General features: G+C 69.2%; 21 protein-coding genes and 2 pseudogenes. 17 read left to right on the top strand and 6 right to left on the bottom strand.

The window, feature by feature from the left end:
- The first annotated feature begins 62 nt into the window (after positions 1 to 62).
- The 8 genes from hemL (at position 63) to OG936_RS14610 (ending at position 8,571) form a co-directional block, all read left to right on the top strand.
- Positions 63 to 1,370, top strand: coding sequence for a glutamate-1-semialdehyde 2,1-aminomutase (hemL, locus tag OG936_RS14645; RefSeq protein ID WP_406500453.1), 1,308 nt, complete (start codon positions 63 to 65; stop codon positions 1,368 to 1,370).
- Positions 1,367 to 2,059, top strand: a complete 693-nt coding sequence (locus tag OG936_RS14640) for a histidine phosphatase family protein (RefSeq protein WP_406495126.1) — start codon at positions 1,367 to 1,369, stop codon at positions 2,057 to 2,059. Before hemL ends, OG936_RS14640 begins: the two co-directional genes overlap by 4 nt.
- A 367-nt stretch (positions 2,060 to 2,426) precedes the next feature.
- Positions 2,427 to 3,680 (top strand): hypothetical protein, encoded by a 1,254-nt coding sequence (locus OG936_RS14635; RefSeq protein WP_406495124.1) that lies wholly within the window; start codon positions 2,427 to 2,429, stop codon positions 3,678 to 3,680.
- 67 nt (positions 3,681 to 3,747) lie between these two features.
- Positions 3,748 to 4,359, top strand: coding sequence for a TlpA family protein disulfide reductase (locus tag OG936_RS14630; protein ID WP_406495122.1), 612 nt, complete (start codon positions 3,748 to 3,750; stop codon positions 4,357 to 4,359).
- 4 nt (positions 4,360 to 4,363) lie between these two features.
- Positions 4,364 to 5,128, top strand: a complete 765-nt coding sequence (locus OG936_RS14625; RefSeq protein WP_406495120.1) for a cytochrome c biogenesis CcdA family protein — start codon at positions 4,364 to 4,366, stop codon at positions 5,126 to 5,128.
- Positions 5,129 to 5,133: 5 nt separating this feature from the next.
- Positions 5,134 to 6,903: a cytochrome c biogenesis protein ResB gene (locus OG936_RS14620; protein ID WP_406495118.1), complete on the top strand. Its 1,770-nt coding sequence runs from the start codon at positions 5,134 to 5,136 to the stop codon at positions 6,901 to 6,903.
- Positions 6,900 to 7,988: a c-type cytochrome biogenesis protein CcsB gene (gene ccsB, locus OG936_RS14615; protein ID WP_406495116.1), complete on the top strand. Its 1,089-nt coding sequence runs from the start codon at positions 6,900 to 6,902 to the stop codon at positions 7,986 to 7,988. The genes OG936_RS14620 and ccsB overlap by 4 nt, the downstream gene beginning before the upstream one ends.
- A gap of 55 nt (positions 7,989 to 8,043) precedes the next feature.
- A complete protein-coding gene (locus OG936_RS14610; protein ID WP_406495114.1) occupies positions 8,044 to 8,571 on the top strand; it encodes an SRPBCC domain-containing protein in 528 nt (175 codons plus the stop codon).
- An 87-nt stretch (positions 8,572 to 8,658) separates the two neighbouring features.
- Here OG936_RS14610 and OG936_RS14605 read toward each other — a convergent pair whose 3' ends face one another.
- The gene (locus OG936_RS14605) at positions 8,659 to 9,087 is read right to left on the bottom strand and encodes a nucleoside deaminase (protein WP_406500452.1); all 429 of its coding nucleotides are present in this window, start codon (positions 9,085 to 9,087) and stop codon (positions 8,659 to 8,661) included.
- Positions 9,088 to 9,157: 70 nt separating this feature from the next.
- Positions 9,158 to 9,553 (bottom strand): PLD nuclease N-terminal domain-containing protein, encoded by a 396-nt coding sequence (locus OG936_RS14600; protein ID WP_406495112.1) that lies wholly within the window; start codon positions 9,551 to 9,553, stop codon positions 9,158 to 9,160.
- A 731-nt stretch (positions 9,554 to 10,284) separates the two neighbouring features.
- Here OG936_RS14600 and OG936_RS14595 point away from each other — a divergent pair.
- The 3 genes from OG936_RS14595 to OG936_RS14585 all read left to right on the top strand — a co-directional run bounded on the left by OG936_RS14595 (position 10,285) and on the right by OG936_RS14585 (position 13,446).
- A complete protein-coding gene (locus tag OG936_RS14595; RefSeq protein ID WP_406495110.1) occupies positions 10,285 to 11,742 on the top strand; it encodes a menaquinone biosynthesis decarboxylase in 1,458 nt (485 codons plus the stop codon).
- A complete protein-coding gene (gene mqnP, locus OG936_RS14590) occupies positions 11,721 to 12,656 on the top strand; it encodes a menaquinone biosynthesis prenyltransferase MqnP (RefSeq protein ID WP_406495108.1) in 936 nt (311 codons plus the stop codon). Before OG936_RS14595 ends, mqnP begins: the two co-directional genes overlap by 22 nt.
- 109 nt (positions 12,657 to 12,765) lie before the next feature.
- A complete protein-coding gene (locus OG936_RS14585) occupies positions 12,766 to 13,446 on the top strand; it encodes a UbiX family flavin prenyltransferase (RefSeq protein WP_406495106.1) in 681 nt (226 codons plus the stop codon).
- Between the two features lie 8 nt (positions 13,447 to 13,454).
- On the opposite strand, the gene OG936_RS14580 is transcribed toward OG936_RS14585, so the two are convergent.
- Complete coding sequence (locus OG936_RS14580) at positions 13,455 to 13,589, bottom strand: hypothetical protein (protein WP_383759623.1); 135 nt, start codon at positions 13,587 to 13,589, stop codon at positions 13,455 to 13,457.
- Between the two features lie 132 nt (positions 13,590 to 13,721).
- Between OG936_RS14580 and OG936_RS14575 the strand changes: the two genes are divergently transcribed.
- The 5 genes from OG936_RS14575 to OG936_RS14555 all read left to right on the top strand — a co-directional run bounded on the left by OG936_RS14575 (position 13,722) and on the right by OG936_RS14555 (position 18,324).
- Complete coding sequence (locus OG936_RS14575; protein WP_266746854.1) at positions 13,722 to 14,177, top strand: Lrp/AsnC family transcriptional regulator; 456 nt, start codon at positions 13,722 to 13,724, stop codon at positions 14,175 to 14,177.
- An 89-nt stretch (positions 14,178 to 14,266) separates the two neighbouring features.
- The gene (gene mqnE / locus OG936_RS14570; protein WP_406495103.1) at positions 14,267 to 15,430 is read left to right on the top strand and encodes an aminofutalosine synthase MqnE; all 1,164 of its coding nucleotides are present in this window, start codon (positions 14,267 to 14,269) and stop codon (positions 15,428 to 15,430) included.
- Positions 15,431 to 15,558: 128 nt separating this feature from the next.
- Positions 15,559 to 16,083 carry a GNAT family N-acetyltransferase gene (locus OG936_RS14565; RefSeq protein WP_406495101.1) on the top strand — a complete coding sequence of 175 codons (525 nt, stop codon included), beginning with the start codon at positions 15,559 to 15,561 and terminating at the stop codon, positions 16,081 to 16,083.
- Positions 16,084 to 16,247: 164 nt separating this feature from the next.
- A complete protein-coding gene (locus tag OG936_RS14560) occupies positions 16,248 to 16,502 on the top strand; it encodes a DUF4229 domain-containing protein (RefSeq protein ID WP_406500450.1) in 255 nt (84 codons plus the stop codon).
- 481 nt (positions 16,503 to 16,983) lie between these two features.
- On the top strand, positions 16,984 to 18,324 hold the full coding sequence (locus tag OG936_RS14555; RefSeq protein WP_406495099.1) for a dicarboxylate/amino acid:cation symporter: 1,341 nt from the start codon (positions 16,984 to 16,986) through the stop codon (positions 18,322 to 18,324).
- A gap of 240 nt (positions 18,325 to 18,564) precedes the next feature.
- Here the strand turns inward: OG936_RS14555 and OG936_RS14550 are convergent.
- A pseudogene (locus OG936_RS14550) lies at positions 18,565 to 18,765 on the bottom strand (IS5/IS1182 family transposase); the annotation flags it as partial.
- Positions 18,766 to 19,019: 254 nt separating this feature from the next.
- Between OG936_RS14550 and OG936_RS14545 the strand changes: the two are divergent.
- On the top strand, positions 19,020 to 19,658 hold the full coding sequence (locus tag OG936_RS14545) for a TetR/AcrR family transcriptional regulator (RefSeq protein ID WP_406500448.1): 639 nt from the start codon (positions 19,020 to 19,022) through the stop codon (positions 19,656 to 19,658).
- Here the strand turns inward: OG936_RS14545 and OG936_RS14540 are convergent.
- Positions 19,603 to 20,475, bottom strand: coding sequence for a MaoC family dehydratase (locus tag OG936_RS14540; protein ID WP_406495097.1), 873 nt, complete (start codon positions 20,473 to 20,475; stop codon positions 19,603 to 19,605). The two genes, OG936_RS14545 and OG936_RS14540, sit on opposite strands and share 56 nt — an antisense overlap.
- A gap of 3 nt (positions 20,476 to 20,478) precedes the next feature.
- Positions 20,479 to 20,925: pseudogene (locus OG936_RS14535) on the bottom strand (SDR family oxidoreductase); the annotation flags it as partial.
- Positions 20,926 to 21,211 lie beyond the last annotated feature (286 nt).

Here is a 21,211-nt window from a genome sequence, read left to right as displayed (position 1 = left end):
TGTCCTACCCTGGGGAGGTCACTAGCCCCCCGGAGTCGGAGAAGTCGCAGGTCATGACCGAACTGCCTTATCAATATGAAGCCCCAGTCTCGCAGACGCTGTTCGACCGCGCGTCCCTCGTGACGCCCGGCGGCGTCAACTCTCCCGTCCGTGCCTTCCGGGCCGTGGGCGGCACGCCCCGCTTCATGGTGTCCGGTACCGGTCCGTACCTCACCGACGCCGACGGCCGTGAGTACGTCGACCTCGTGTGCTCGTGGGGGCCGATGATCCTCGGCCATGCCCACCCCGAGGTCATCGCCGCGGTCCGGGAAGCGGTCGGCCGCGGCACCTCGTTCGGTACCCCCGGGGAGGGCGAGGTCGCGCTCGCCGAGGAGATCGTGGCCCGGGTCGAGCCCGTGGAGCAGGTGCGGCTGGTGTCGTCCGGCACCGAGGCGACCATGTCCGCGATCCGACTTGCCCGCGGGTTCACCGGCCGGGCCAAGGTGGTGAAGTTCGCCGGCTGCTACCACGGCCACGTCGACGCGCTGCTGGCCGCCGCCGGGTCCGGGGTCGCGACCTTCGGCCTTCCGGACACCCCCGGCGTCACCGGCGCCCAGGCCGGCGACACGATCGTGCTGCCGTACAACGACCTGGACGCCGTGCGGGAGGCGTTCGCCGCGCAGCCCGGCGAGATCGCCTGCGTCATCACCGAGGCGTCGCCGGGCAACATGGGCGTCGTACCGCCGCTGGACGGTTTCAACGCCGGGCTCAAGGAGATCTGCGCCGCCAACGGAGCGCTCTACATCTCCGACGAGGTCATGACCGGATTCCGTACCTCGAAGGCCGGCTGGTTCGGCGTCGACGGGGTGCGGCCCGACCTGATGACCTTCGGCAAGGTCATGGGCGGCGGCTTCCCGGCCGCGGCCTTCGGCGGACGCGCGGACGTGATGGCGCACCTCGCCCCGGCCGGCCCCGTCTACCAGGCGGGCACCCTCTCCGGGAACCCGGTCGCCACCGCCGCCGGTCTCGCGCAGCTGCGGCTGCTCGACGACGCGGCGTACGCCAAGGTGGACGCGGTCTCCGCGGAGATCCGCGGGCTGGTCAGCGAGGCGCTCGCCAAGGAAGGCGTGGCGCACACCGTGCAGAGGGCGAGCAACATGTTCTCCGTCTTCTTCACGGACCGGCCGGTGCGGAACTACGAGGACGCGAAGCAGCAGGAGGCATTCCGCTACACCGCCTTCTTCCACTCGCTGCTGTCGCAGGGCGTCTACCTGCCGCCGTCCGCCTTCGAGTCCTGGTTCGTCTCCACGGCCCACGACACGCAGGCCGTCGAGCGCATCGCCGCCGCCCTGCCCGCCGCCGCCCGCGCCGCATCGGAGGCCACCGCATGAGCGGGAACGCCGGCAACAAGGACGTCACCGTCGTCCATCTGATGCGGCACGGAGAGGTGCACAACCCGGAGGGCGTGCTGTACGGGCGCCGCCCCGGCTACCACCTCTCCGAGCTGGGCCGGCAGATGGCGGACCGGGTCGCCGAGCACCTGAAGGACCGCGACATCACCCATGTCGTCGCCTCCCCGCTGGAGCGGGCCCAGGAGACCGCCACGCCGATCGCCAAGACGCACGGCCTCGATCTGGCCACCGACGACCGGCTCATCGAGGCCGCCAACGTCTTCGAGGGCAAGACCTTCGGGGTCGGCGACGGGGCGCTGCGCAAGCCGGACAACTGGAAGCACCTGACGAATCCGTTCCGGCCGTCGTGGGGCGAGCCGTACATCGAGCAGGTCGTACGGATGATGGGTGCCCTGGACGCCGCGCGTGACGCGGCGCGCGGTCACGAGGCGGTGTGCGTCAGCCATCAGCTGCCGATCTGGATCGTGCGGAGCTTCGTCGAGCGGCGGCGGCTGTGGCACGACCCGCGCAAGCGGCAGTGCACGCTCGCGTCGCTGACCAGCTTCACGTACGAGGGCGACAAGATCGTGTCGGTCGGGTACACGGAGCCGGCGCGGGATCTGGTGCCGGTTCATCTGCGGGCCGGGGCGAAGCCGGTGAAGGGGAAGTCGAAGGCGTTCGGCGCGTAGCCGGCCCGGGGCCGGCGGGGGTGCGCCGTGCCCCGGCCCGCCGGTCTTCCCGGTCGTCCGGTTGCCGTTCTGTCCTCAATCACCGGACGGGCCTGATCTTTCGGCCCGGCCGGTGATTCTGCTGCCGCCTCGGGACCGGCGCCCCGAAGCCGGGGACCGATTCCTCTTCAGCGATTGATCACTCCGCCGGCGGTTGAGCCCTGCTCCCGCCGCGTCCAGCTTGCTCGGCCATGCGCGCGGCCAAGGCCGAGGTCTGGTCGCGCAAAGAAAAATACGCTGATCCGCGGAACCCCTGTGCTGCTTCCCTCATCTAAGCCTTTGTCAGTTTGTATGGACTTGAGGTAAATCGACCGCAGATGGGGAACTCATGCGCGACATCAGCCGAAGGGGTTTGCTCGGAGCCGGCCTCGGGGCCGCGGCCGCCATCGGTCTGACGGGGTGCGGTTCCTCCGATACGGTCCGCTCGGGCGCTGATACGGGGACCACGGGGGAGAAGGGCGCCAACGGGCACACCCGGGGGACCGGACCTGCGAAGAAGGACGTTCGCGAGATAGGGGACGGTTCCACCTCGGACACCGGGAAGCAGCCGCACCAGCCCGCAGCGCCGGTTCCGCTCGAACCCGGGCAGACGCCGCCGCAGTTCGTGATCTTTTCCTGGGACGGCGCGGGCGAGGTCGGCAACGGGCTCTTCCCGCGCTTTCTCGAACTCGCCAAGGAACACGACGTGGCGATGACCTTCTTCCTCTCCGGCCTCTATCTGCTGCCCGAGTCGAAGAAGTCCATGTACCGGCCGCCCAACAACCCGGTCGGCGCTTCCGACATCGGATATCTCACCGATGACCACATCAAGCAGACGCTGAAGTACGTTCGGCAGGCCTGGCTCGACGGGCATGAGATAGGCACCCACTTCAACGGGCATTTCTGCGGCGGTTCCGGATCGGTGGCGAACTGGTCGCCTTCCGATTGGCGGAGCGAAATCGATCAGGCGGTCTCCTTCGTCACCGAATGGCGCACCAACACCGGCTGGACCGACCTCGATCCGCTGCCTTTCGACTACCGCAGGGAACTGATCGGCGGCCGCGCCCCCTGTCTGCTCGGCCAGGACAATCTGCTGCCCACGGCGAGCAGGCTGGGCTGGCGCTACGACGCCAGTTCGCCCGGCGGCATCCAGGTGTGGCCCCACAAGCGCGGGGGCGTCTGGGACCTGCCGCTGCAGGGCATGCCGTTCCCCGGGCACTCCTTCGAAGTCCTCTCGATGGACTACAACATCCTCGCCAACCAGTCGCAGAATTCGACCAAGGGCATACCCTCCCGATATCCGGGCTGGCGCGAGCAGGCCACCCAGTCGTATCTCGCCGGTTTCGACCGCGCGTACACGACGAATCGCGCGCCCTTCTACATCGGAAACCACTTCGAGCAGTGGAACGGCGGCATCTATATGGATGCGGTCGAGGAAGCGCTCAAGAAAATCGCGGGGAAGCCGGATGTGCGGCTGGTCTCCTTCAAGCAGTTCGTCGACTGGCTCGACGTGCAGACCCCGGCCGTGCTCGACAAGCTCCGTACGCTGGGCGTCGGACAGGCGCCCGAAGGCGGCTGGAACGCCTTCTTTAAACAGACCTGACAACGGGCTTTACGGGCACCGAGGGGGGTGCCCGAGATCGCCGTAACCGCCATGCGAAACTTTTCACATGAGCTATGGCCGGGCACCTCGACGCCGCTTCACCCTGCTCGCCGCCCCCGCAGCGGTCGTCGCGCTCGCACTCACGCTGACGGCGTGCGGTGGCGACGACAACAAGACGGGTGGCGGTGGCAATACGAACTTCGTCACGGGCAGTGGCGGAATCTCCACCGTGGCCAAGGGTGACCGCAAGGCCGCCCCGAAGCTCGACGGCGAGACCCTCGAAGGCAAGCAGCTCGACGTCGCCGACTACAAGGGCAAGGTCGTCGTGCTGAACATGTGGGGCTCGTGGTGCGGGCCCTGCCGTCTGGAGGCCCAGTACTTCGCGAGGGTGGCGAAGGAGACGAAGGACAAGAACGTCCAGTTCGTCGGGATCAACACGCGCGACGCCCAGAAGGGCCCCGCGCTGAGCTTCGAGAAGGATTACGGGGTCCCCTACCCGAGCATCTTCGACCCGACCGGCAAGCTCATGCTCCGCTTCCCCAAGGGCACGCTGCGTCCGCAGGCGATTCCGTCGACCGTGGTGCTGGACCGGGACGGGAAGATCGCCGCCCGTTCGCTGGCCGCGCTCGACGCCGAGGATCTGCACAAGATGATCGACCCGCTGATCGCGGAGAAGTGATTCCGTGCTCACCCTTGCCGCGGTCCAGGGCGAGAACCTGACCATCGTGAACGGGGCGCTGATCGTCGCCCTGCCCGTCGCCGTACTCGCCGGGCTCGTCTCGTTCTTCTCGCCGTGCGTCCTGCCGCTCGTCCCCGGTTACCTCAGTTACGTCACCGGGGTCAGCGGCACGGACCTGGCGCAGGCCCGGCGGGGGCGGATGGTCGCGGGCGCCTCGCTCTTCGTGCTCGGCTTCACCGCCGTGTTCGTCTCCGGCGGCGCGCTCTTCGGCTTCTTCGGCCAGACCCTCCAGGACCACAGCGAGACGCTCACCAAGATCCTCGGCGTGCTGATGATCCTGATGGGGATCTTCTTCATGGGTCTCATGCCGTGGATGACGCAGCGTGAGTTCCGTATCCACAAGAGACCGGTGACCGGGCTGGTGGGCGCACCACTGCTGGGCGCCCTCTTCGGGATCGGCTGGACCCCGTGCCTCGGCCCGACGCTCAGCTCGGTGAGCTTCCTCGCCATGGAGCAGGGCACCGCCGGACGCGGGGCGATACTGACCGTCGCGTACTGCCTCGGGCTCGGTCTGCCCTTCGTGCTCGCGGCGGTCGCCTTCCGCAAGGCGCTCGGCGCCTTCGGCTGGGTCAAGCGCCATTACGCATGGGTCATGCGGATCGGCGGCGTCATGATGATCGCGACCGGGCTGCTCCTGCTGACCGGTGTCTGGGGCAGCATGATGCAGGCATTGCAGGGCTGGTCCGACGGCTTCACTGTGGGGATCTGAGTTCCATGAGCAACACCAAGTCCAACCCGGCCCCGGAGCGCGAGCACCGGGACGAGCGGGAGATCCGGGACGAGCAGGACCGGGAGAACGCCCGCGAACTGGGCGCGGCCGGCTCCCAGCTCTCCACCGCCCCGCGCGAGGAGTCCGCGGCCACCCTGCCGGCCATGGGCGCCATCGGCTGGGCCCGCTGGTTCTGGCGGCAGCTCACCTCGATGCGGGTCGCGCTGATCCTGCTCTTCCTGCTGTCGCTCGGCGCCATCCCCGGCTCGCTGATCCCGCAGAACAGCGTGGACGAAATGAAGGTGCAGGCCTTCAAGGACGCCCACACCACGATCACGCCGATCTACGAGAAGCTCCAGTTCTTCGACGTCTACAGCTCGGTGTGGTTCTCCGCGATCTACATCCTGCTGTTCGTCTCGCTCATCGGCTGCATCGTGCCGCGCACCGGCCAGTTCATCGGCCAGTTGCGCAGCCGCCCGCCGGGCGCGCCCAAGCGCCTGACCCGGCTGCCCGTGTACACGACCTGGCGCACCGAGGCCGAGCCCGAGCAGGTCCGCGAGGCCGCTCTCGCCATGATGCGCAGGCGCCGCTACCGCGCGCACACCGCGGGGGACGCGGTCGCCGCCGAGAAGGGCTACCTGCGCGAGGCCGGGAACCTGCTCTTCCACATCGCCCTGATCGTGATGCTGGTGGCGTTCGCCTTCGGGCAGCTCTTCAAGTCCGAGGGCGCCAAGCTGGTTGTCGAGGGCGACGGCTTCTCCAACACGCTGACCCAGTACGACGACTTCAAGCCCGGTTCGCTGTTCGACAACAACTCGCTCGCACCGTTCAGCTTCAAGCTCGACAAGTTCATCGGTACGTACGAGCGCAGCGGCCCCCAGGTCGGTACGCCGCGGACCTACGAGGCCCATGTGACGTACGAGAAGGGGGCGTACGGCAAGCCGCAGAAGGCCGTCATCGAGGTCAACAAGCCGCTCGTCGTCGACGGCACCAAGGTCTACCTCAACGCGCACGGCTACGCGCCCGTCGTCTCCGTCAAGGACGCGAGCGGCAAGGTGGTCTACCGGAACGCCGTGCCGCTGCTGCCCATCGACAGCAACGTCACCTCGACCGGGGCGATCAAGGTGATGGACGGCTACCGCGACAAGAACGGCAAGAAGACCCAGCTGGGCTTCCAGGCCTTCTTCGTGCCGACCTTCGCGGGCGACAACCAGGGCACGATGTTCTCCCAGTTCCCCGCCGCCGACAACCCGCGGCTCGCCCTCAACGGCTCCCACGGCAGCCTCGGTGTCGACTCCGGACTGCCGCAGAACGTGTACCAGCTCGACAAGTCCAAGATGACGGAGTTCAAGGACAGCAAGGGCAATCAGCTCAAGCAGCGCCTGGCGGTCGGCGACACGATGAAGCTGCCCGACGGCGCCGGTTCGATCACCTTCGAGGGCGTCGAGGAGTGGGCCAGCTTCCAGATCTCCGAGCAGCCCGCCAGCGGCTGGGCACTCACCGGAGCCATCGCCGCGATCGCCGGACTCGCGGGTTCGCTGTTCATCCAGCGGCGCCGGATCTGGGTGCGGGCCGTACGCGGTGCGGACGGCGTCACCGTCGTCGAAATGGCAGGTCTCGGCCGCAGCGAGTCCGCGAAGCTTCCCGAGGAGCTGGCCGATCTCGCGGTCACGCTCAACGCCGTCGCGCCCACCGCGCCCGGCCCCGACCCCGGATCCGATTCCGGCTCCGTCGAAGAATCCTCCGTAGAACCTGCCGAAGGGGCTGAGAAGTGAATCTCGCCGCCGCAACCAACGAGAACCTGGCGCACACCAGCAATGTGCTGATCTATTCGTCGATGGCCGTGTACACCCTGGCCTTCTTCGCGCACATCGCGGAATGGGTGTTCGGCAGCCGCAGCAAGGTCGGCCGCACCGCAGCCGCGCTGACCGGGGCCGGTACCGAGGCCGCCGGGGCCTCGGTGAAGGTGCAGGTCGCGCAGAAGGGCGGCGGCACCGCCGTACTGGACCGCCCGAAGATCATCACGCGCTCCGCCGCCGGTTCCCGCGACGTCCCGGACGGGCCCGGCGCGGCCGGCGGCACGTTCAAGGGCGACCTGTACGGACGCATGGCCGTCTCCATGACCGTGCTCGCCTTTGTCGTGCAGGCCGGTGGTGTCATCGCCCGTGCGCTGTCCGTGCAGCGTGCGCCCTGGGGCAACATGTACGAGTTCTCCATCACCTTCTCCACGGTGGCGGTCGGCGCGTACCTGACCCTCCTCGCGCTGAAGAAGAACGTCCGCTGGATGGGCCTGCTCCTGGTCACCACCGTCCTGCTGGACCTCGGCATCGCGACCACGGTGCTCTACACCTCCAGTGCCCAGCTGGTGCCGGCACTGCACTCGTACTGGCTGTGGATCCACGTCTCCACCGCCATCATCTGCGGTGCCGTCTTCTACATCGGCGCGGTCGCCACGCTGCTCTACCTCTTCCGCGACAGCTACGAGAGCAAGCTCGCGGGCGGCGGGCAGCCCGGTTCGTTCGCCCAGTCCGTGCTCTCCCGGCTGCCCGCCGCCGCGACGCTCGACAAGTTCTCGTACCGCATCAATGCCGCCGTCTTCCCGCTGTGGACGTTCACGATCATCGCGGGCGCCATCTGGGCGGGCGACGCGTGGGGCCGCTACTGGGGCTGGGACCCCAAGGAGGTCTGGTCCTTCATCACCTGGGTCGCGTACGCCTGCTACCTGCACGCCCGCGCCACCGCCGGCTGGAAGGGCCGCAAGGCCGCCTACCTGGCCCTCATCGCCTTCGGCTGCTGGCTCTTCAACTACTACGGCGTGAACATCTTCGTCACCGGCAAGCACTCCTACGCCGGGGTCTGACCCGCGCCCGCCCCGTAAGGGTGCGGATCCCGGTCCACCGGGCCACGCTGGAACCATGACCGATGCGACCCCCGTCATCGAGCGTGGCACCAGTGAAACCGAAGGTGACCTGCACACTCTGCGGTTCCTGCTACGGCTGCCCCACCCCGTTCCACGGGTGTGGGCAGCCGTTGCCAGTTCCGAGGGGCTGGCCGGCTGGCTCGGCGCCGCCGATCCGTTCGAACCGCACATCGGCGGCGCGATCACGCTGCGCCGGCTGACCACCGACCGGAACGGGCGCGCCTCGGCCGCCTCCGGAACCGTCACCGCCTGGGACGTCGAGCGGGTCGCCGAATACACCCTCGAAGGGGCCCACGGCCGCGTCCGCTTCCACCTGGAGCCGCCGCGCGGCGACCATGTGCTGCTGCGCTTCAGGCACGAGTTCCGGGGCGACGATGCGCTGTGCCTGGACCGCCTCGCCGAGTGGCACGACCACTTCCGCTTCCTCGTGGACGCGCTCGACGGCTATCCCGCCGACTGGACGAGATGGACCCCGGTCCGGTGGGCGGAGCTGCGCGAGGAGTACGCGGCCACCGCGCGGTGACCGCGACTTCCGGCTACGACGGCGGCAGGCACCTCGGGCCGGGCGGCGCCCCTCCGGTTGCCGGGCCCGCGGGATGGGCCGGGTGTATCAGCCGGCGCCGATGTCCTCGTTCCACAGGCCGGGCCGATCCCGTACGAAGTCCCGCATGAGCGCGATGCATTCGGGATCGTCGAGCACCGCGATCCCGACCCCGTGCCGGGCCAGCCAGTCGTGCCCGCCGTGGAACGTCCGCGCCTCGCCGATCACCACCCGCGAGATCCCGAACTGCCGTACCAGGCCGGAGCAGTACCAGCACGGGGAGAGCGTCGTCACCATCGTCGTGCCCCGGTACGAACGCTGCCGCCCGGCCGCGCGGAAGGCGGCCGTCTCCGCGTGCAGCGACGGATCGCCGTCCTGCACCCGGCGGTTGTGCCCGCGCCCGAGGAGCGTGCCGTCCGGCCCGTACAGCGCGGCGCCGATGGGGATGCCGCCCTCGGCGAGCCCGGTCCGGGCCTCGGCGAGGGCGGTGGCGAGCATGGCCCTGTCGTTCACGCGTGCGCGCTCCTGGTAGCCGTTGCCGGGGGCGCTGCCCCCGCACCGCCGCTCCTCAATCGCCGGAGGGGCTTGAGCTCTCCCCGCTCTCGCGGCGCTTGAGTTCCTCCTCGCGGCGGCGCAGATCCGCCTCCCAGTCCTTGAGGAGCGACTCGTCCTTCTTGTTCTCTTCCTTCAGTGCGTTCAGGAACTCCGGATTGTCGTCCGGCGCCACCCACTGCGAGCGGTGCTTGCGGTGCCATTCGGAGGGCGTACGGCCCCCGGCGGGCACCTCGCGCATCTTGCCCGCGGCCAGCCAGACGATCGGGCCGACGATCCAGAACAGCAGGATGATGAAGACCCAGGCGATCTTCGGCAGGTGCTTGGCCTCGTCCTCGGGGGTGTTCAGGCAGTCGATGAACGCGTAGATCGTCAGCGCCAGAGGCAGGAGATAGATCAAGGCCCGGAACATGGTGGAAAGGTCCCCCCGCGGAGAGATGGCGGGGCTTGTCCCGCCCCGGTGACGCGCCCAGAGTAGCCGGTGTCAATGACGTCCCACGGTGAGCAGGCGGGAAACCGGCGGCCGGCAGGCCGGGGTACGGCTGCGCCATGCGGGCCGCGGTCGGCGCGGAGGCGGATATCCGCGATGCGGTGAGGGACCCTCCGGTGTGCCGCTCGGCCGCTTTCGGCAGGGCCCGGGCGGGGCCCTCGACGCCGTACACCCGGGTTCAGGTGAGGCCCGCCTCACGCATGTCGGCCCTCAGCTCGGGGCAGCGGTGATCCGGACGCCCGGCGGATCGTGGAGCCCGTGGATCGCTGGAGGGCGACGGCCGTACCGTCACGCTCCACGACTTCCTCACCGACACCCGCGAGATCTTCGACTTCGACCCGGACGGCGGGGCGTCGGCGGCGGACGGCCACGGTGGCGCGGACAACGAGATGCTGCGCGCGTTCGTCGCGGCGGTGGCCTCCGGTGACCGTGGGCTGGTGTCGGCGGGACCGGCCGAGACACTCCAGCCGCCGGGAGAATAGTGAGGACGACCTGTTCTCCCGGCCTCCTTCTTTCCAGCGGCCGTAGCCCCGGCGAAGCCGGTCGTCCGGAGGCGTCCGCCCCCGTGGCGCGGGCGCGTCCCTGTTCCGTCCGAGGGCCACCGAGGTGGGGCACCCCAGGGGATCGCCGACGGTAATGACAAACTGGACGGCATGGCTTACGACGATCTTCGTTCCCTCCTCCGGGCCCTGGAGCGCGAGGGCGAGCTCAAGCGCATCAAGGCCGAGGTCGACCCGTATCTGGAGGTCGGCGAGATCGTCGACCGGGTGAACAAGGCGGGCGGGCCCGCGTTGCTCTTCGAGAACGTCAAGGGGTCGTCGATGCCCCTGGCCATGAACGTCTTCGGGACCGACAAGCGGCTGCTCAAGGCGCTCGGGCTGAAGTCGTACGCCGATATCAGCGACAAGATCGGCGGGCTGCTCAAGCCGGAGCTGCCGCACGGCTTCGTCGGGGTGCGGGAGGCCTTCGGGAAGCTCGGGTCGATGGTGCACGTGCCGCCGAAGAAGGTGAAGTCCGAGAGCGCCCCCGTGCAGGAGGTCGTTCTCACCGGCGACGACGTGGACCTGGACCTGCTGCCCGCGCTCTTCACCTGGCCCGAGGACGGCGGCTCCTTCTTCAACCTGGGGCTCACGCACACCAAGCACCCGGAGACCGGCGTACGGAACCTGGGCCTCTACCGGCTCCAGCGCCACGACCGGCGCACCATCGGGATGCACTGGCAGATCCACAAGGACAGCCGCAACCACTACCAGGTCGCCGCCAAGCGCGGGGAGCGGCTGCCGGTCGCGATCGCGTTCGGGGCGCCGCCCGCGGTGACGTACGCCTCCACTGCTCCGCTGCCGGGGGACATCGACGAGTACCTCTTCGCCGGGTTCATCCAGGGCAAGCGGATCGAGATGGTCGACTGCAAGACGGTGCCGTTGCAGGTCCCGGCGCAGGCGGAGGTCGTCATCGAGGGGTGGCTGGAGCCCGGGAAGATGCTTCCCGAGGGGCCGTTCGGCGACCACACCGGCTTCTACACGCCGCAGGAACCGTTCCCCGCACTGACCATCGACTGCGTGACCATGCGGAAGCGTCCGCTGCTCCAGTCGATCGTGGTGGGCCGGCCGCCGACCGAGGACGGGCCGCTGGGGCGGGCCACCGAGCGGTTCTTCCTGCCGCTCCTCAAGATCATCGTGCCGGACATCGTGGACTACCACCTGCCGGAGGCGGGCGGCTTCCACAACTGTGCGATCGTCTCGATCGACAAGAAGTACCCGAAGCACGCCCAGAAGGTGATGAGCGCCGTCTGGGGCGCGCACATGATGTCGCTGACCAAGCTGATCGTGGTCGTGGACTCCGACTGCGACGTCCACGATCTGCACGAGGTGGCCTGGCGGGCGCTCGGAAACACGGACTACGCGCGGGACCTGACCGTCGCCGAGGGGCCCGTCGATCATCTCGATCACGCCTCCTACCAGCAGTTCTGGGGCGGGAAGGCGGGGATCGACGCGACGAGGAAGTGGCCCGAGGAGGGCTACACGCGGGACGGGGGCTGGCCGGAGATGGTCGAGTCCGACCCCGGGACGGCGGCGAAGGTCGACCGCCGATGGAAGGAATACGGACTGTGAGCGCCGCCGAAGCAGCACTGGGCTCAGGGCCCGTACAGCCGAACAGCAGGGTCAAGGCGTTCCTGCGGCTCGTGATGATCGAGCACTCGGTCTTCGCGCTGCCCTTCGCCTATATCGCCGCCCTGACCGCGATGTTCCAGGCGGACAAGTCCATCCGCTGGCTCACGCTGCTGCTCGTCACCATCGCCATGGTGGGGCTGCGGACGTTCGCGATGGCCTGCAACCGGATCATCGACCGGGAGATCGACGCCCGTAACCCGCGCACCGCGGGCCGGGAACTGGTCACCGGCGCGGTGTCCGTGAAGTCGGCGTGGACGGGGGCGATCATCGCCGTCGTCGTCTTCCTCGGGGCGGCCGCGCTGTTGAACCCGCTCTGTCTGGCGCTCGCACCGGTCGCCGTCGTGCCGATGGTGGTTTATCCGTACGGGAAGCGGTTCACCCACTACCCGCACGCCATCCTCGGCATCGCGCAGGCGATAGGTCCGATCGGCGCCTGGCTGGCGGTGACCGGCAGCTGGTCGTGGGACGCGGTGATCCTCGGTCTCGCCGTCGGAATCTGGATCGGCGGCTTCGACCTGATCTTCGGCTGCCAGGACGTCCAGGCGGACCGGGCGCACGGGGTGCTGTCGGTACCGGCCCGGTTCGGGATCCCGGCCGCGCTCTGGGGGGCGCGGGTCTGCCATGTGGTGACGACCGGGCTGCTGGCCTGGTTCGGGCTGGCCACTCAGGCGGGACTCTTCTACTGGATCGGCATGGTGATCGTCGCCGTCGCCTTCGTGTACGAGCACCGGGTGGTGCGCCCGCACGATCTGTCCCGGCTGAACCGGGCGTTCTTCTCGGTCAACGGGTTCATCGGGATGGCGCTGTTCGCGTGCGCGCTGCTCGACCTGCTGGTGCGCGGACTGACGGTATAGGGGGCGGTCCGGCGGATGCCGCCCACGAGCCTCCCGGCGGACCCCAACTCCTGACGCGTGGCCGCTTTGTGCGCCGGATAGGCTCGGGTGTGTGGATTCCGGGACTTCAGTGAGTCAGCACCAGCGGCAGCCTTGGATTGTCGGGGTTTCCGGCGCTTCGGGCACTCCATTCGCGGCCTCCGTGCTGCGTGGTCTGCTGGCTGCGGGGGAGAGCGTCGATCTGGTGGTGAGCCGGGCCTCGCGGCTGACGCTGCTGGACGAGACCGGGATCGCGTTCCGCGACGCGCACTGGCGGGAGGATCTGCGCAGCTGGCTGGCGCGGGGGGCGGACGGCAAGCCGCACACCTTCGACGTGGGCGACGCGGACATCGAGGGCGTACGGCACTGGCCGGCCGGTGATCTCGCCGCGGGGCCGTCCTCGGGGTCGTACCCGGCGAAGGGCATGCTGATCGTCCCGGCGTCGACGGCGTGCGTGGCCGGGGTGGCGCTCGGGCTCTCGAAGGATCTGCTCCAGCGGGCCGCGAGCGTGACGCTCAAGGAGCGGCGGAAGCTGGTCGTCGCGGTGCGGGAGACCCCGCTGAACGGGCAGACGCTGAAGCATCTGGTGAGCCTGGACGAGGCGGGCGCCGTGGTGCTGCCCGCCTCTCCGGCGTTCTACGCGGGGGCGACGCACATCCAGGATCTGGTGGACTTCGTCGCGGGGCGGGTGCTGGACGCGGCGGGGGTGCCGCACGGCCTGTACCGCCGGTGGGAAGGAGAGCTCGGTCGTGGCTCCCGCAGGGATGGCTGAGCCGGTGGTCAGCGCTTCTTCGTGGCGCGCGGGCTGCTGGCCTTGTCGATGCGGCGCGCGGCGGCGGGCTGGTGGGCACGCGAGCGGTTGGCCAGGTCCTGCAGCTCGCGCATCCGGGCGTAGGCCATCTCGATCGTGTACACGGTGTTCTCACTCCTGATGATTCGAAAGCATTTTTTGGATGTTCGGGAAGATTTGCAGGCGCTGACGCCCACATGCCTTAGATTCTACACGTAAACTCGCGATACTGCTGAACAATGGAAGGTTTCAGTCATATGGACGCGGTGGACAGGCAGCTCATTCAGGCCCTCAGGGAGAACGGCAGGGCCTCGTACGCCGAGCTGGGACGGCTCGTCGGGCTCTCCGGGCCCAGCGTCACCGACCGCATCAACCGGCTGGAAACCGCCGGTGTCATCACCGGTTACCGCGCCACCGTCGACGCCGCCGCCCTGGGGCTCGGCGTCACGGCCCTGATCGGCATCTCGCTCTCCGACGCGGCCGATCACGAGGACGTGGCGCGCCGGCTGAAGGACCTCGCGGAGATCGAGGACGCCTGGTTCATCGCGGGCGACGACTCGTACATGCTCAAGGTGCGCGTCGGTGACGTGGACGGCCTGGAGCGGACCATTCGCCGGCTCAGCGGTACGAGGGGCGTCTCGCGTACGCGTACCACGATCGTGCTCTCCACCAAGTGGGAGAACCGGGTCGGGGAACTTCCCGAAGAGGTGTAGGCGTACCGTGGTGGAGCCCCCGGGGGACCGGGGGTTTCGCCCGGTATCGCCGGGAAGGCACAGTACGTCGACACCTGGGAGGCAGCCGCATGGACGTTGGGCTCAAGCGCGAGCTGGAGGAGAAGGTCCGCGCAGGGGAGCGGCTGACCCGTGAGGACGGCATCGCCCTCTACGCGTCGGACGACCTGGCCTGGCTCGGCGGCCTCGCCCATGAGGTGCGGATGCGCAAGAACGGCGACGTCGTGCACTTCAACGTCAACCGGCACCTCAACATGACCAACGTGTGCACCGCGTCGTGCGCGTACTGCTCGTTCCAGCGCAAGCCGGGCGAGAAGGACGCGTACACCATGCGCATCGAGGAGGCCGTCCGGCTCGCGAAGGCGATGGAGGGCGAGAACCTCACCGAACTGCACATCGTCAACGGGCTGCACCCCACCCTGCCGTGGCGTTACTACCCGCGCTCGCTCAGCGCGCTGAAGGAGGCCCTGCCGCAGGTCTCCCTCAAGGCGTTCACCGCCACCGAGATCCACCACTTCGAGACCATCTCCGGGCTCTCCGCCTCCGAGATCCTCGACGAGCTGATCGAGGCCGGTCTGGAGTCGCTGACCGGCGGCGGCGCGGAGATCTTCGACTGGGAGGTCCGGCAGCACATCGTGGACCACGACACCCACTGGGAGGACTGGTCGCGCATCCACCGCCTGGCGCACGAGAAGGGTCTCAAGACCCCGGCGACGATGCTGTACGGGCACATCGAGGAGCCCCGGCACCGCGTCGATCACGTGCTGCGGCTGCGTGAGCTGCAGGACGAGACCGGTGGCTTCCAGGTCTTCATCCCGCTGCGCTACCAGCACGACTTCGTGGACATGAAGGACGGCAAGGTCCGTAACAAGCTCCAGGCCCGGACGACGATGGCGACCGGCGCCGAGGCGCTGAAGACCTTCGCCGTCTCGCGGCTCCTCTTCGACAACGTCCCGCACGTCAAGGTCTTTTGGGTGATGCACGGCGTGCAGACCGCCCAGCTCGCGCTCCAGCACGGCGCGGACGACATGGACGGCTCGGTCGTCGAGTACAAGATCACGCACGACGCGGACAACTACGGTACGCCGAACAAGCTCGGCCGCGACGATCTGCTCGACCTGATCCGGGATGCGGGCTTCCGGCCCGTGGAGCGCAACACCCGGTACGAGATCATCCGCGAGTACCCGGGCCCGGACGCCGGGCGGCGCGAGTCGCCGCAGCCGATGCGCGTCTGACGTTCCGTCGTCAGCAGCCCCGTGCGAGCAGAGCTCCGGCCGCCGGCCGGGGCTCTGCTCGTGCAGGGGCCTCCTCGCGTACGGGACGTGGCTTGAGGCGGCGGGTCGGTAATAGTTAATCTGCTGCTATGGCGCTTACGTTTGAGCTGGACCCGAAGGTCGACCGCGCCCTGCGGGACGGCATCACCGAGCTGTGGGCCGATGTCTCCGACGCGGGCGGCGCGGTCGGCTTCGTACCGCCCGTCACGATCGACGACGTCCAGCCCGAGCTGGTCAGGCACCTCGTCGCCATGGCCGAGGGACACACCCGCCTCCTGGTCGGCCGCGACCGGGAGGGTGCCGTCGCCGCCACGGCCTTCCTCGCCCTCAACACGCACCGGCTGATGACCCATTGGCTCTGGCTCTACACGGTGATGGTCCATCCCCGCCACCAGGGCAAGGGCTATGGGCGCGACCTGATGGACGCCGCCGCGGACGCCGCCCGGGGGATCGGGGGGATCGAGGCCATCCGGCTCACCTGCCGCGGAGGCACCGGAGTCGACCGGTTCTACACCTCGTGCGGATACAAGGAGGTGGGGCGGGTGCCCGACGCGATCCGGGTGGCCGAGGGGGACGACCGCGACGACATCATCATGCTCCTGCCGCTCGGCTGAGGGCCCGCGGCGGACGCGGCGCACCCCTTACGGCGCAGCCCTCCGAAGTGATCGATTCCGGGGCATGCTTCACTGGTCGGGCAGGATCGCAGGACCGTCGTACGTAGAGAGAGGGGCCAACTGTGTCCGCTGCCAAGCCGAGCGCGACCATTCGGTACACCGCGATGCGCCTCAGCATCTTCGTAGGCTGCTTCGCCGTCGCGGCCGTGGCCGTCCACTTCGGCCTGCTGCCCTCCGGGGCGGGCGGCTCCAATTTCATCTGGGTGATCCTCCTCGCCCTGGTCCTGTCCGCGCCGCTCAGCTACGTGCTGCTGCGCAAGCAGCGTGACGAGATGTCCGAGCAGATCGTGTCCACGGTCGGCCGCACCAAGGCGCGGCTCGAAGCCAACCGGAACCGCGAGGACCACGTCACCCAGTGACGACCGGCCGAGGGCGACGCGGGCGGCTGCACAAGGCCCCGTAAGGCTGCGCAAGCCCCGTAAAGCTGTGCAAGCCCTCGTAAGGGCTACGTAAGTTTCCTCACACCCGCACCCTTCCGTGCGAAACCCCAGTACAGGAGCAGCCGCTCCTGTACTGGGGTTTCGCCGTTCCTGCAGGCGTATTGGGCGCTCCGGGGCCCGTGTCGCCACCCGGGCGGAGTCAAAGAAGACCTTTGAGGTTCTCAAAGTTCAAGTGTTAACGTGTTCGCCATGAAGACAGTAGTGCGCCATCGATTCGCCGCGAGCGTCCCGCTCGTGGAGCGCCTGCATGTCGATCTCTGCCGCTGTATGTCTGCGGTCTGTTGCCGCAACGTCTGAACCGGCACCATGCAGCGGCGCCGCCCCTGACGCGGGCGCCGCACCCCCGTCCCTCGCACAACATCCCCCGTGCGCCCCGGTGCGCCACCCCTGGAGTGTGTCCGTGTCCGCGAATCCCGCGTCCGCCGCCGCGACCGACAGCCCATCCGGCTCCGGTTCCCGTTCCCGTTCCCGTATACCCAAGGTCCCGTTCTGGGCCCAGATAGTCGCCGGTCTCGTCCTCGGTGTCGTCCTCGGGTGGCTTGCCCGTACGTACGACATCAACTGGCTCTACACCACGCTCGACAAGGTCGGCCACATCTTCGTCCAGCTGCTGAAGCTGGCCGTCGCGCCGCTCGTCTTCTTCGCGATCCTGGTGTCGATCACCAACCTGCGCAAGGTCAACAACGCCGCCCGGCTGGCCACCCGCACGCTGCTCTGGTTCATGATCACCTCGCTGATCGCGGTCGCGATCGGCCTCGCGATCGGCCTGATCACCAACCCGGGTGCCGGCACCGGTCTCACGCCGAAGGACGGCAAGCTGCCGGAACACGCGGGCTCCTGGCTCGACTTCCTCACCGGCATCATCCCGGACAACGTGATCACCCCGTTCACCGAGCTGAACGTCCTCCAGATCGTCTTCATGGCCGCCGTCGCCGGCATCGCCGCGCTCAAGCTCGGCGAGAAGGCCCAGCCGATCCTCACCCTCAGCGAGTCCATCCTGGAGCTCCTCCAGAAGGCCCTGTGGTGGGTCATCCGCCTCGCCCCCATCGGCACCATCGGCCTCATCGGCTACGCGATCGCCGACTACGGCTGGGACCTCATCGGCAAGTACGCGACGTTCACCGCCGACGTCTACATCGGCTGCGCCCTGGTGCTGTTCGGTGTGTACCCGCTGCTGCTCGCCACCGTCGCCAAGCTCAGCCCGCTGCAGTTCTTCAAGGGCGCCTGGCCGGCGATCCAGCTGGCGTTCGTCTCCCGCTCCTCGGTCGGCACGATGCCGGTCACCCAGAAGGTCACCGAGCGCCTCGGCGTCCCGAAGGAGTACGCCTCCTTCTCGGTCCCGTTCGGCGCCACCACCAAGATGGACGGCTGCGCCGCGATCTACCCGGCGCTGGCCGCGATCTTCATCGCGCAGATCTTCGACGTCCAGCTGGGTGTCGGTGACTACGTCCTGATCGCGTTCGTCTCGGTGATCGGCTCCGCGGCCACCGCCGGCCTCACCGGCGCCACGGTCATGCTGACCCTCACGCTGTCGACGCTGGGCCTCCCGCTGGAGGGTGTCGGTCTGCTCATGGCCATCGACCCGATCCTGGACATGATGCGCACGGCCACGAACGTTGCTGGTCAAGTTGTAACTCCGTTGATTGTGGCTTCGCGAGAGAAGATCCTCGACCGCGACAGGTACAACGCGGCGACGCCCTCCCCCGTGGATGAGTCGCAGGCTGTGCTCGCCGCCGCCTGACGTCCCCAGGCTCGTATGGAACGTGCCCCGCACCCGCGATTTGGGTGTGGGGCACGTTCCGTTGGTGGGTGTGCTGCTCACCGTGGCGGCGGCGGTGTCGATGTCGAAGTCGAAGTCGTCCAGGGTGAAGCCGCCGGGGACGGCCGCCCGGAGCGGGGCGGCTTTGAGGAACAGCCGGTGTCCTGCCTCTTCGAGGGCCTGGCGGACCTGGCCGGTGGAGTAGGCGGTGTCACCGAAGGCGTCCACCGGCTCGACTTCTTCGGCGAGCAGGTCCGGGCCGACGGCGGCCTCGTGGTGCTCGGGGCCGCTGCCGGGCCGCAGGGCAACGGCGGTGTACAACCCGGTCTCGGGCTCGATGGCCAGGTGGCCCTTGTATCCGTCCTGCTGGTGGGTGCGGGTCTTGTGGGTGTGCCGGGCCTCGGGGTCGACGGTGGAGACCATCCGGTCCTGCGCGGTGCCCCGGGTAATGCACCAGCGCCCGTCGCGGCCGTCGGAGTCCTCGGCAGTACCCGGGCGCCGCACTGATAGCCGCTGGGTCCACACGGTGCGCATGGGGCCCTGTCCGGGAACCGGCCGTCCGGAACCGGGCCGCCACTGCTCCGTACGACGTCGAGGAGACCCGCGCCGTACTCTTACCGGGGAGTGGCGCAGCGGGGCGGGAGGAAGTCGACGTGGGTGCCGTGAAGAGCAGACGGATGCCGCGTGCCGTGCGTGAGCAGCAGATGATGGACGCCGCCGTGCGGACCTTCGGGCAGCGCGGATACCGTGCCGCGTCGATGGACGAGATCGCCGAGCTGGCCGGGGTGTCCAAGCCCTTGGTGTATCTGTACCTCAACTCCAAGGAAGAGCTTTTCACCGCCTGTATCCGGCGCGAGGCGAAAGCGCTGGTCGACGCGGTACGGGCGGGGGCGGAGCCGGGACTTCCGGCCGACCGGCAACTGTGGTCCGGGCTGCGCGCGTTCTTCACGCACACGGCGGAGCATCCGGACGGCTGGTCGGTGCTGCACCGCCAGGCGCGCACGCACGGGGAGCCCTTCGCCGCCGAGGTCACGGCGATGCGGGACGAGATCGTGGCGTTCGTGACCGGCCTGATCGGGGCCGCGGCACGCGAGGCGCACCACGACCCGGCGCTCCCCGGCCGCGATGTGGCGGGGCTGGCGCAGGCGCTCGTGGGGGCCGCGGAATCGCTCGCCGGATGGGCGAACGAGACCCCGGGCATCTCGGCGAAGGAGGCCGCGGCCACTCTGATGAACTTCTCCTGGGCGGGACTGGAGAACCTTATGGACGGCCGTCCGTGGCAGCCGCCGAATCGGGCCGCGGACCGGGCGACCTGAGTGTCGTCCCGGTGAGGTGGACGCGGTCTGTGCCGCGCAGCTGGAAGCCGGTGTGGTCCGCCGCGTAGGTGACGGTGGCGGGCAGCAGAACGGGAGACCTGAAGTCGGCCCGTACCCGACGGACTTCATCGGGCCGCGGTGCCGCGGCCAGGCAGCGGGCGACGGTCCACATGCCGTGGGCGATGGCCCGGGGGAAGCCGAAGAGCCGGGCGGTGAGCGGATACAGGTGGATGGGGTTGCGGTCGCCCGACGCGGCACCGTAACGGCGCCCCAGATCGCCGGGGAGCCACCACTCGGCGACGGCGGGAAGCTCGGGGACCGGGCTCGGGTCCGGGGCCGGGACCCCCGTGGCGACGGGCGCGCGCGTCGCGTGCCGGGAGAGATAGCCGCTGCGGGACTCCCAGACCAGCTCGCCCGCCAGTCGTGCCTCGGTGACCATCGTGACCTCGGTGCCGCGCCGGTGCGGGGCCGACCCGTCGGCGTACACCGTGAGTTCGAGCGGATCGGCCGGGTGCAGGGTCCGGTGGCGGGTGATCTCGATCCAGGTGTGGACGAGCCCGACGACCGGCAGCGGGAACTCGCTGGCCGTCATCAGCCGCGTGGCGAGCGGGAAGCCCAGCACATGCGGGTACGCGAGCGGCAGCGCGCCCGTTCCGGAGAAGCCGCAGACCCGTCGGTACGAGGCGAGGGGGCCCGGTGCGATCGGCGCGGCCGGGAGGACCGCCCGGCCGGTGGGTACGGCGGCGCCCGGGCGAGGGGCCCTCTTGAACGGGAACGTGACAGCTGCCCGTACGAGTGTCACGTTCAGATTCGGCATGGGTCACGCACCCAGCAGGCTCTGGCCGCAGACCCGCATGATCTGGCCGTTGACGGCCGTCGACGAGGGCTGGGCGAACCAGGCGATGGTCTCGGCGACATCGACCGGCAGACCGCCCTGCGCAAGGGAGTTCATCCGGCGGCCCGCCTCCTGCATGAAGAGGGGGACGGTCGCGGTCATCTTCGTCTCGATGAAGCCCGGGGCCACCGCGTTGACCGTGACAGCGTGGTCGGCGGCGGCACGCGGGGCAGGCGAGCGGACCAGACCGATCATGCCCGCTTTGCCCGCCGCGTAGTTCGTCTGGCCGGTGTTGCCCGAGATACCGGCGATGGACGCCGCGGCGACGATCGGTTCCGCAGCGTCCGCGGCGGTGATGTCCAGCGGCAGCGCGGTGGCGTTGAGCCGGTCGGCGGTACGGGTCAACTCGTCCTGCGCCTGCGGGAGGCCGAGCCGCCGGGTCAGGAACTGGCCGGGCGCTGTGTCGGTGAAGTGCAGATAGCGGTCGGCCATGGTCCGGACTCCCTGCTCGATCCTGGATTTACTCCAAAGTAAGGTTACTGAAGGGTCAGGAGCTCGTCGAGATGAGCCGGCCGAGATGATGCCCCTCGCGCTCCCGCAGCCCCGCAGGGTCGCGGTGATCGGCGGCAGCCGCACCATGGCGGCCCTCTTGTGCCGGGCCCGGCGGCGGTCGCCTCCCGCCGCGGCGTACCGGGTCGACCGCTCCCGCCCCTTGTCT

The organism is Streptomyces sp. NBC_00846 (assembly GCF_045207325.1).
Taxonomy (GTDB): domain Bacteria; phylum Actinomycetota; class Actinomycetes; order Streptomycetales; family Streptomycetaceae; genus Streptomyces.
This window is presented reverse-complemented; position numbering and strand designations above follow the sequence as displayed.

Excerpts from the sequence above, each read along its gene's own strand:
- OG936_RS14605 (WP_406500452.1), bottom strand. The coding sequence starts at position 9,087 with ATGCTCGCCACCGCCCTCGCCGAGGCCCGGACCGGGCTCGCCGAGGGC.
- OG936_RS14640 (WP_406495126.1), top strand. The coding sequence starts at position 1,367 with ATGAGCGGGAACGCCGGCAACAAGGACGTCACCGTCGTCCATCTGATG.
- OG936_RS14545 (WP_406500448.1), top strand. The coding sequence starts at position 19,020 with ATGCCGCGTGCCGTGCGTGAGCAGCAGATGATGGACGCCGCCGTGCGG.
- mqnP (WP_406495108.1), top strand. The coding sequence starts at position 11,721 with ATGGAAGGAATACGGACTGTGAGCGCCGCCGAAGCAGCACTGGGCTCA.
- OG936_RS14540 (WP_406495097.1), bottom strand. The coding sequence starts at position 20,475 with ATGCCGAATCTGAACGTGACACTCGTACGGGCAGCTGTCACGTTCCCG.
- OG936_RS14630 (WP_406495122.1), top strand. The coding sequence starts at position 3,748 with ATGAGCTATGGCCGGGCACCTCGACGCCGCTTCACCCTGCTCGCCGCC.
- OG936_RS14620 (WP_406495118.1), top strand. The coding sequence starts at position 5,134 with ATGAGCAACACCAAGTCCAACCCGGCCCCGGAGCGCGAGCACCGGGAC.
- mqnE (WP_406495103.1), top strand. The coding sequence starts at position 14,267 with ATGGACGTTGGGCTCAAGCGCGAGCTGGAGGAGAAGGTCCGCGCAGGG.
- OG936_RS14595 (WP_406495110.1), top strand. The coding sequence starts at position 10,285 with ATGGCTTACGACGATCTTCGTTCCCTCCTCCGGGCCCTGGAGCGCGAG.
- OG936_RS14635 (WP_406495124.1), top strand. The coding sequence starts at position 2,427 with ATGCGCGACATCAGCCGAAGGGGTTTGCTCGGAGCCGGCCTCGGGGCC.
- OG936_RS14600 (WP_406495112.1), bottom strand. The coding sequence starts at position 9,553 with ATGTTCCGGGCCTTGATCTATCTCCTGCCTCTGGCGCTGACGATCTAC.
- OG936_RS14575 (WP_266746854.1), top strand. The coding sequence starts at position 13,722 with ATGGACGCGGTGGACAGGCAGCTCATTCAGGCCCTCAGGGAGAACGGC.
- OG936_RS14610 (WP_406495114.1), top strand. The coding sequence starts at position 8,044 with ATGACCGATGCGACCCCCGTCATCGAGCGTGGCACCAGTGAAACCGAA.
- OG936_RS14565 (WP_406495101.1), top strand. The coding sequence starts at position 15,559 with ATGGCGCTTACGTTTGAGCTGGACCCGAAGGTCGACCGCGCCCTGCGG.
- OG936_RS14560 (WP_406500450.1), top strand. The coding sequence starts at position 16,248 with ATGCGCCTCAGCATCTTCGTAGGCTGCTTCGCCGTCGCGGCCGTGGCC.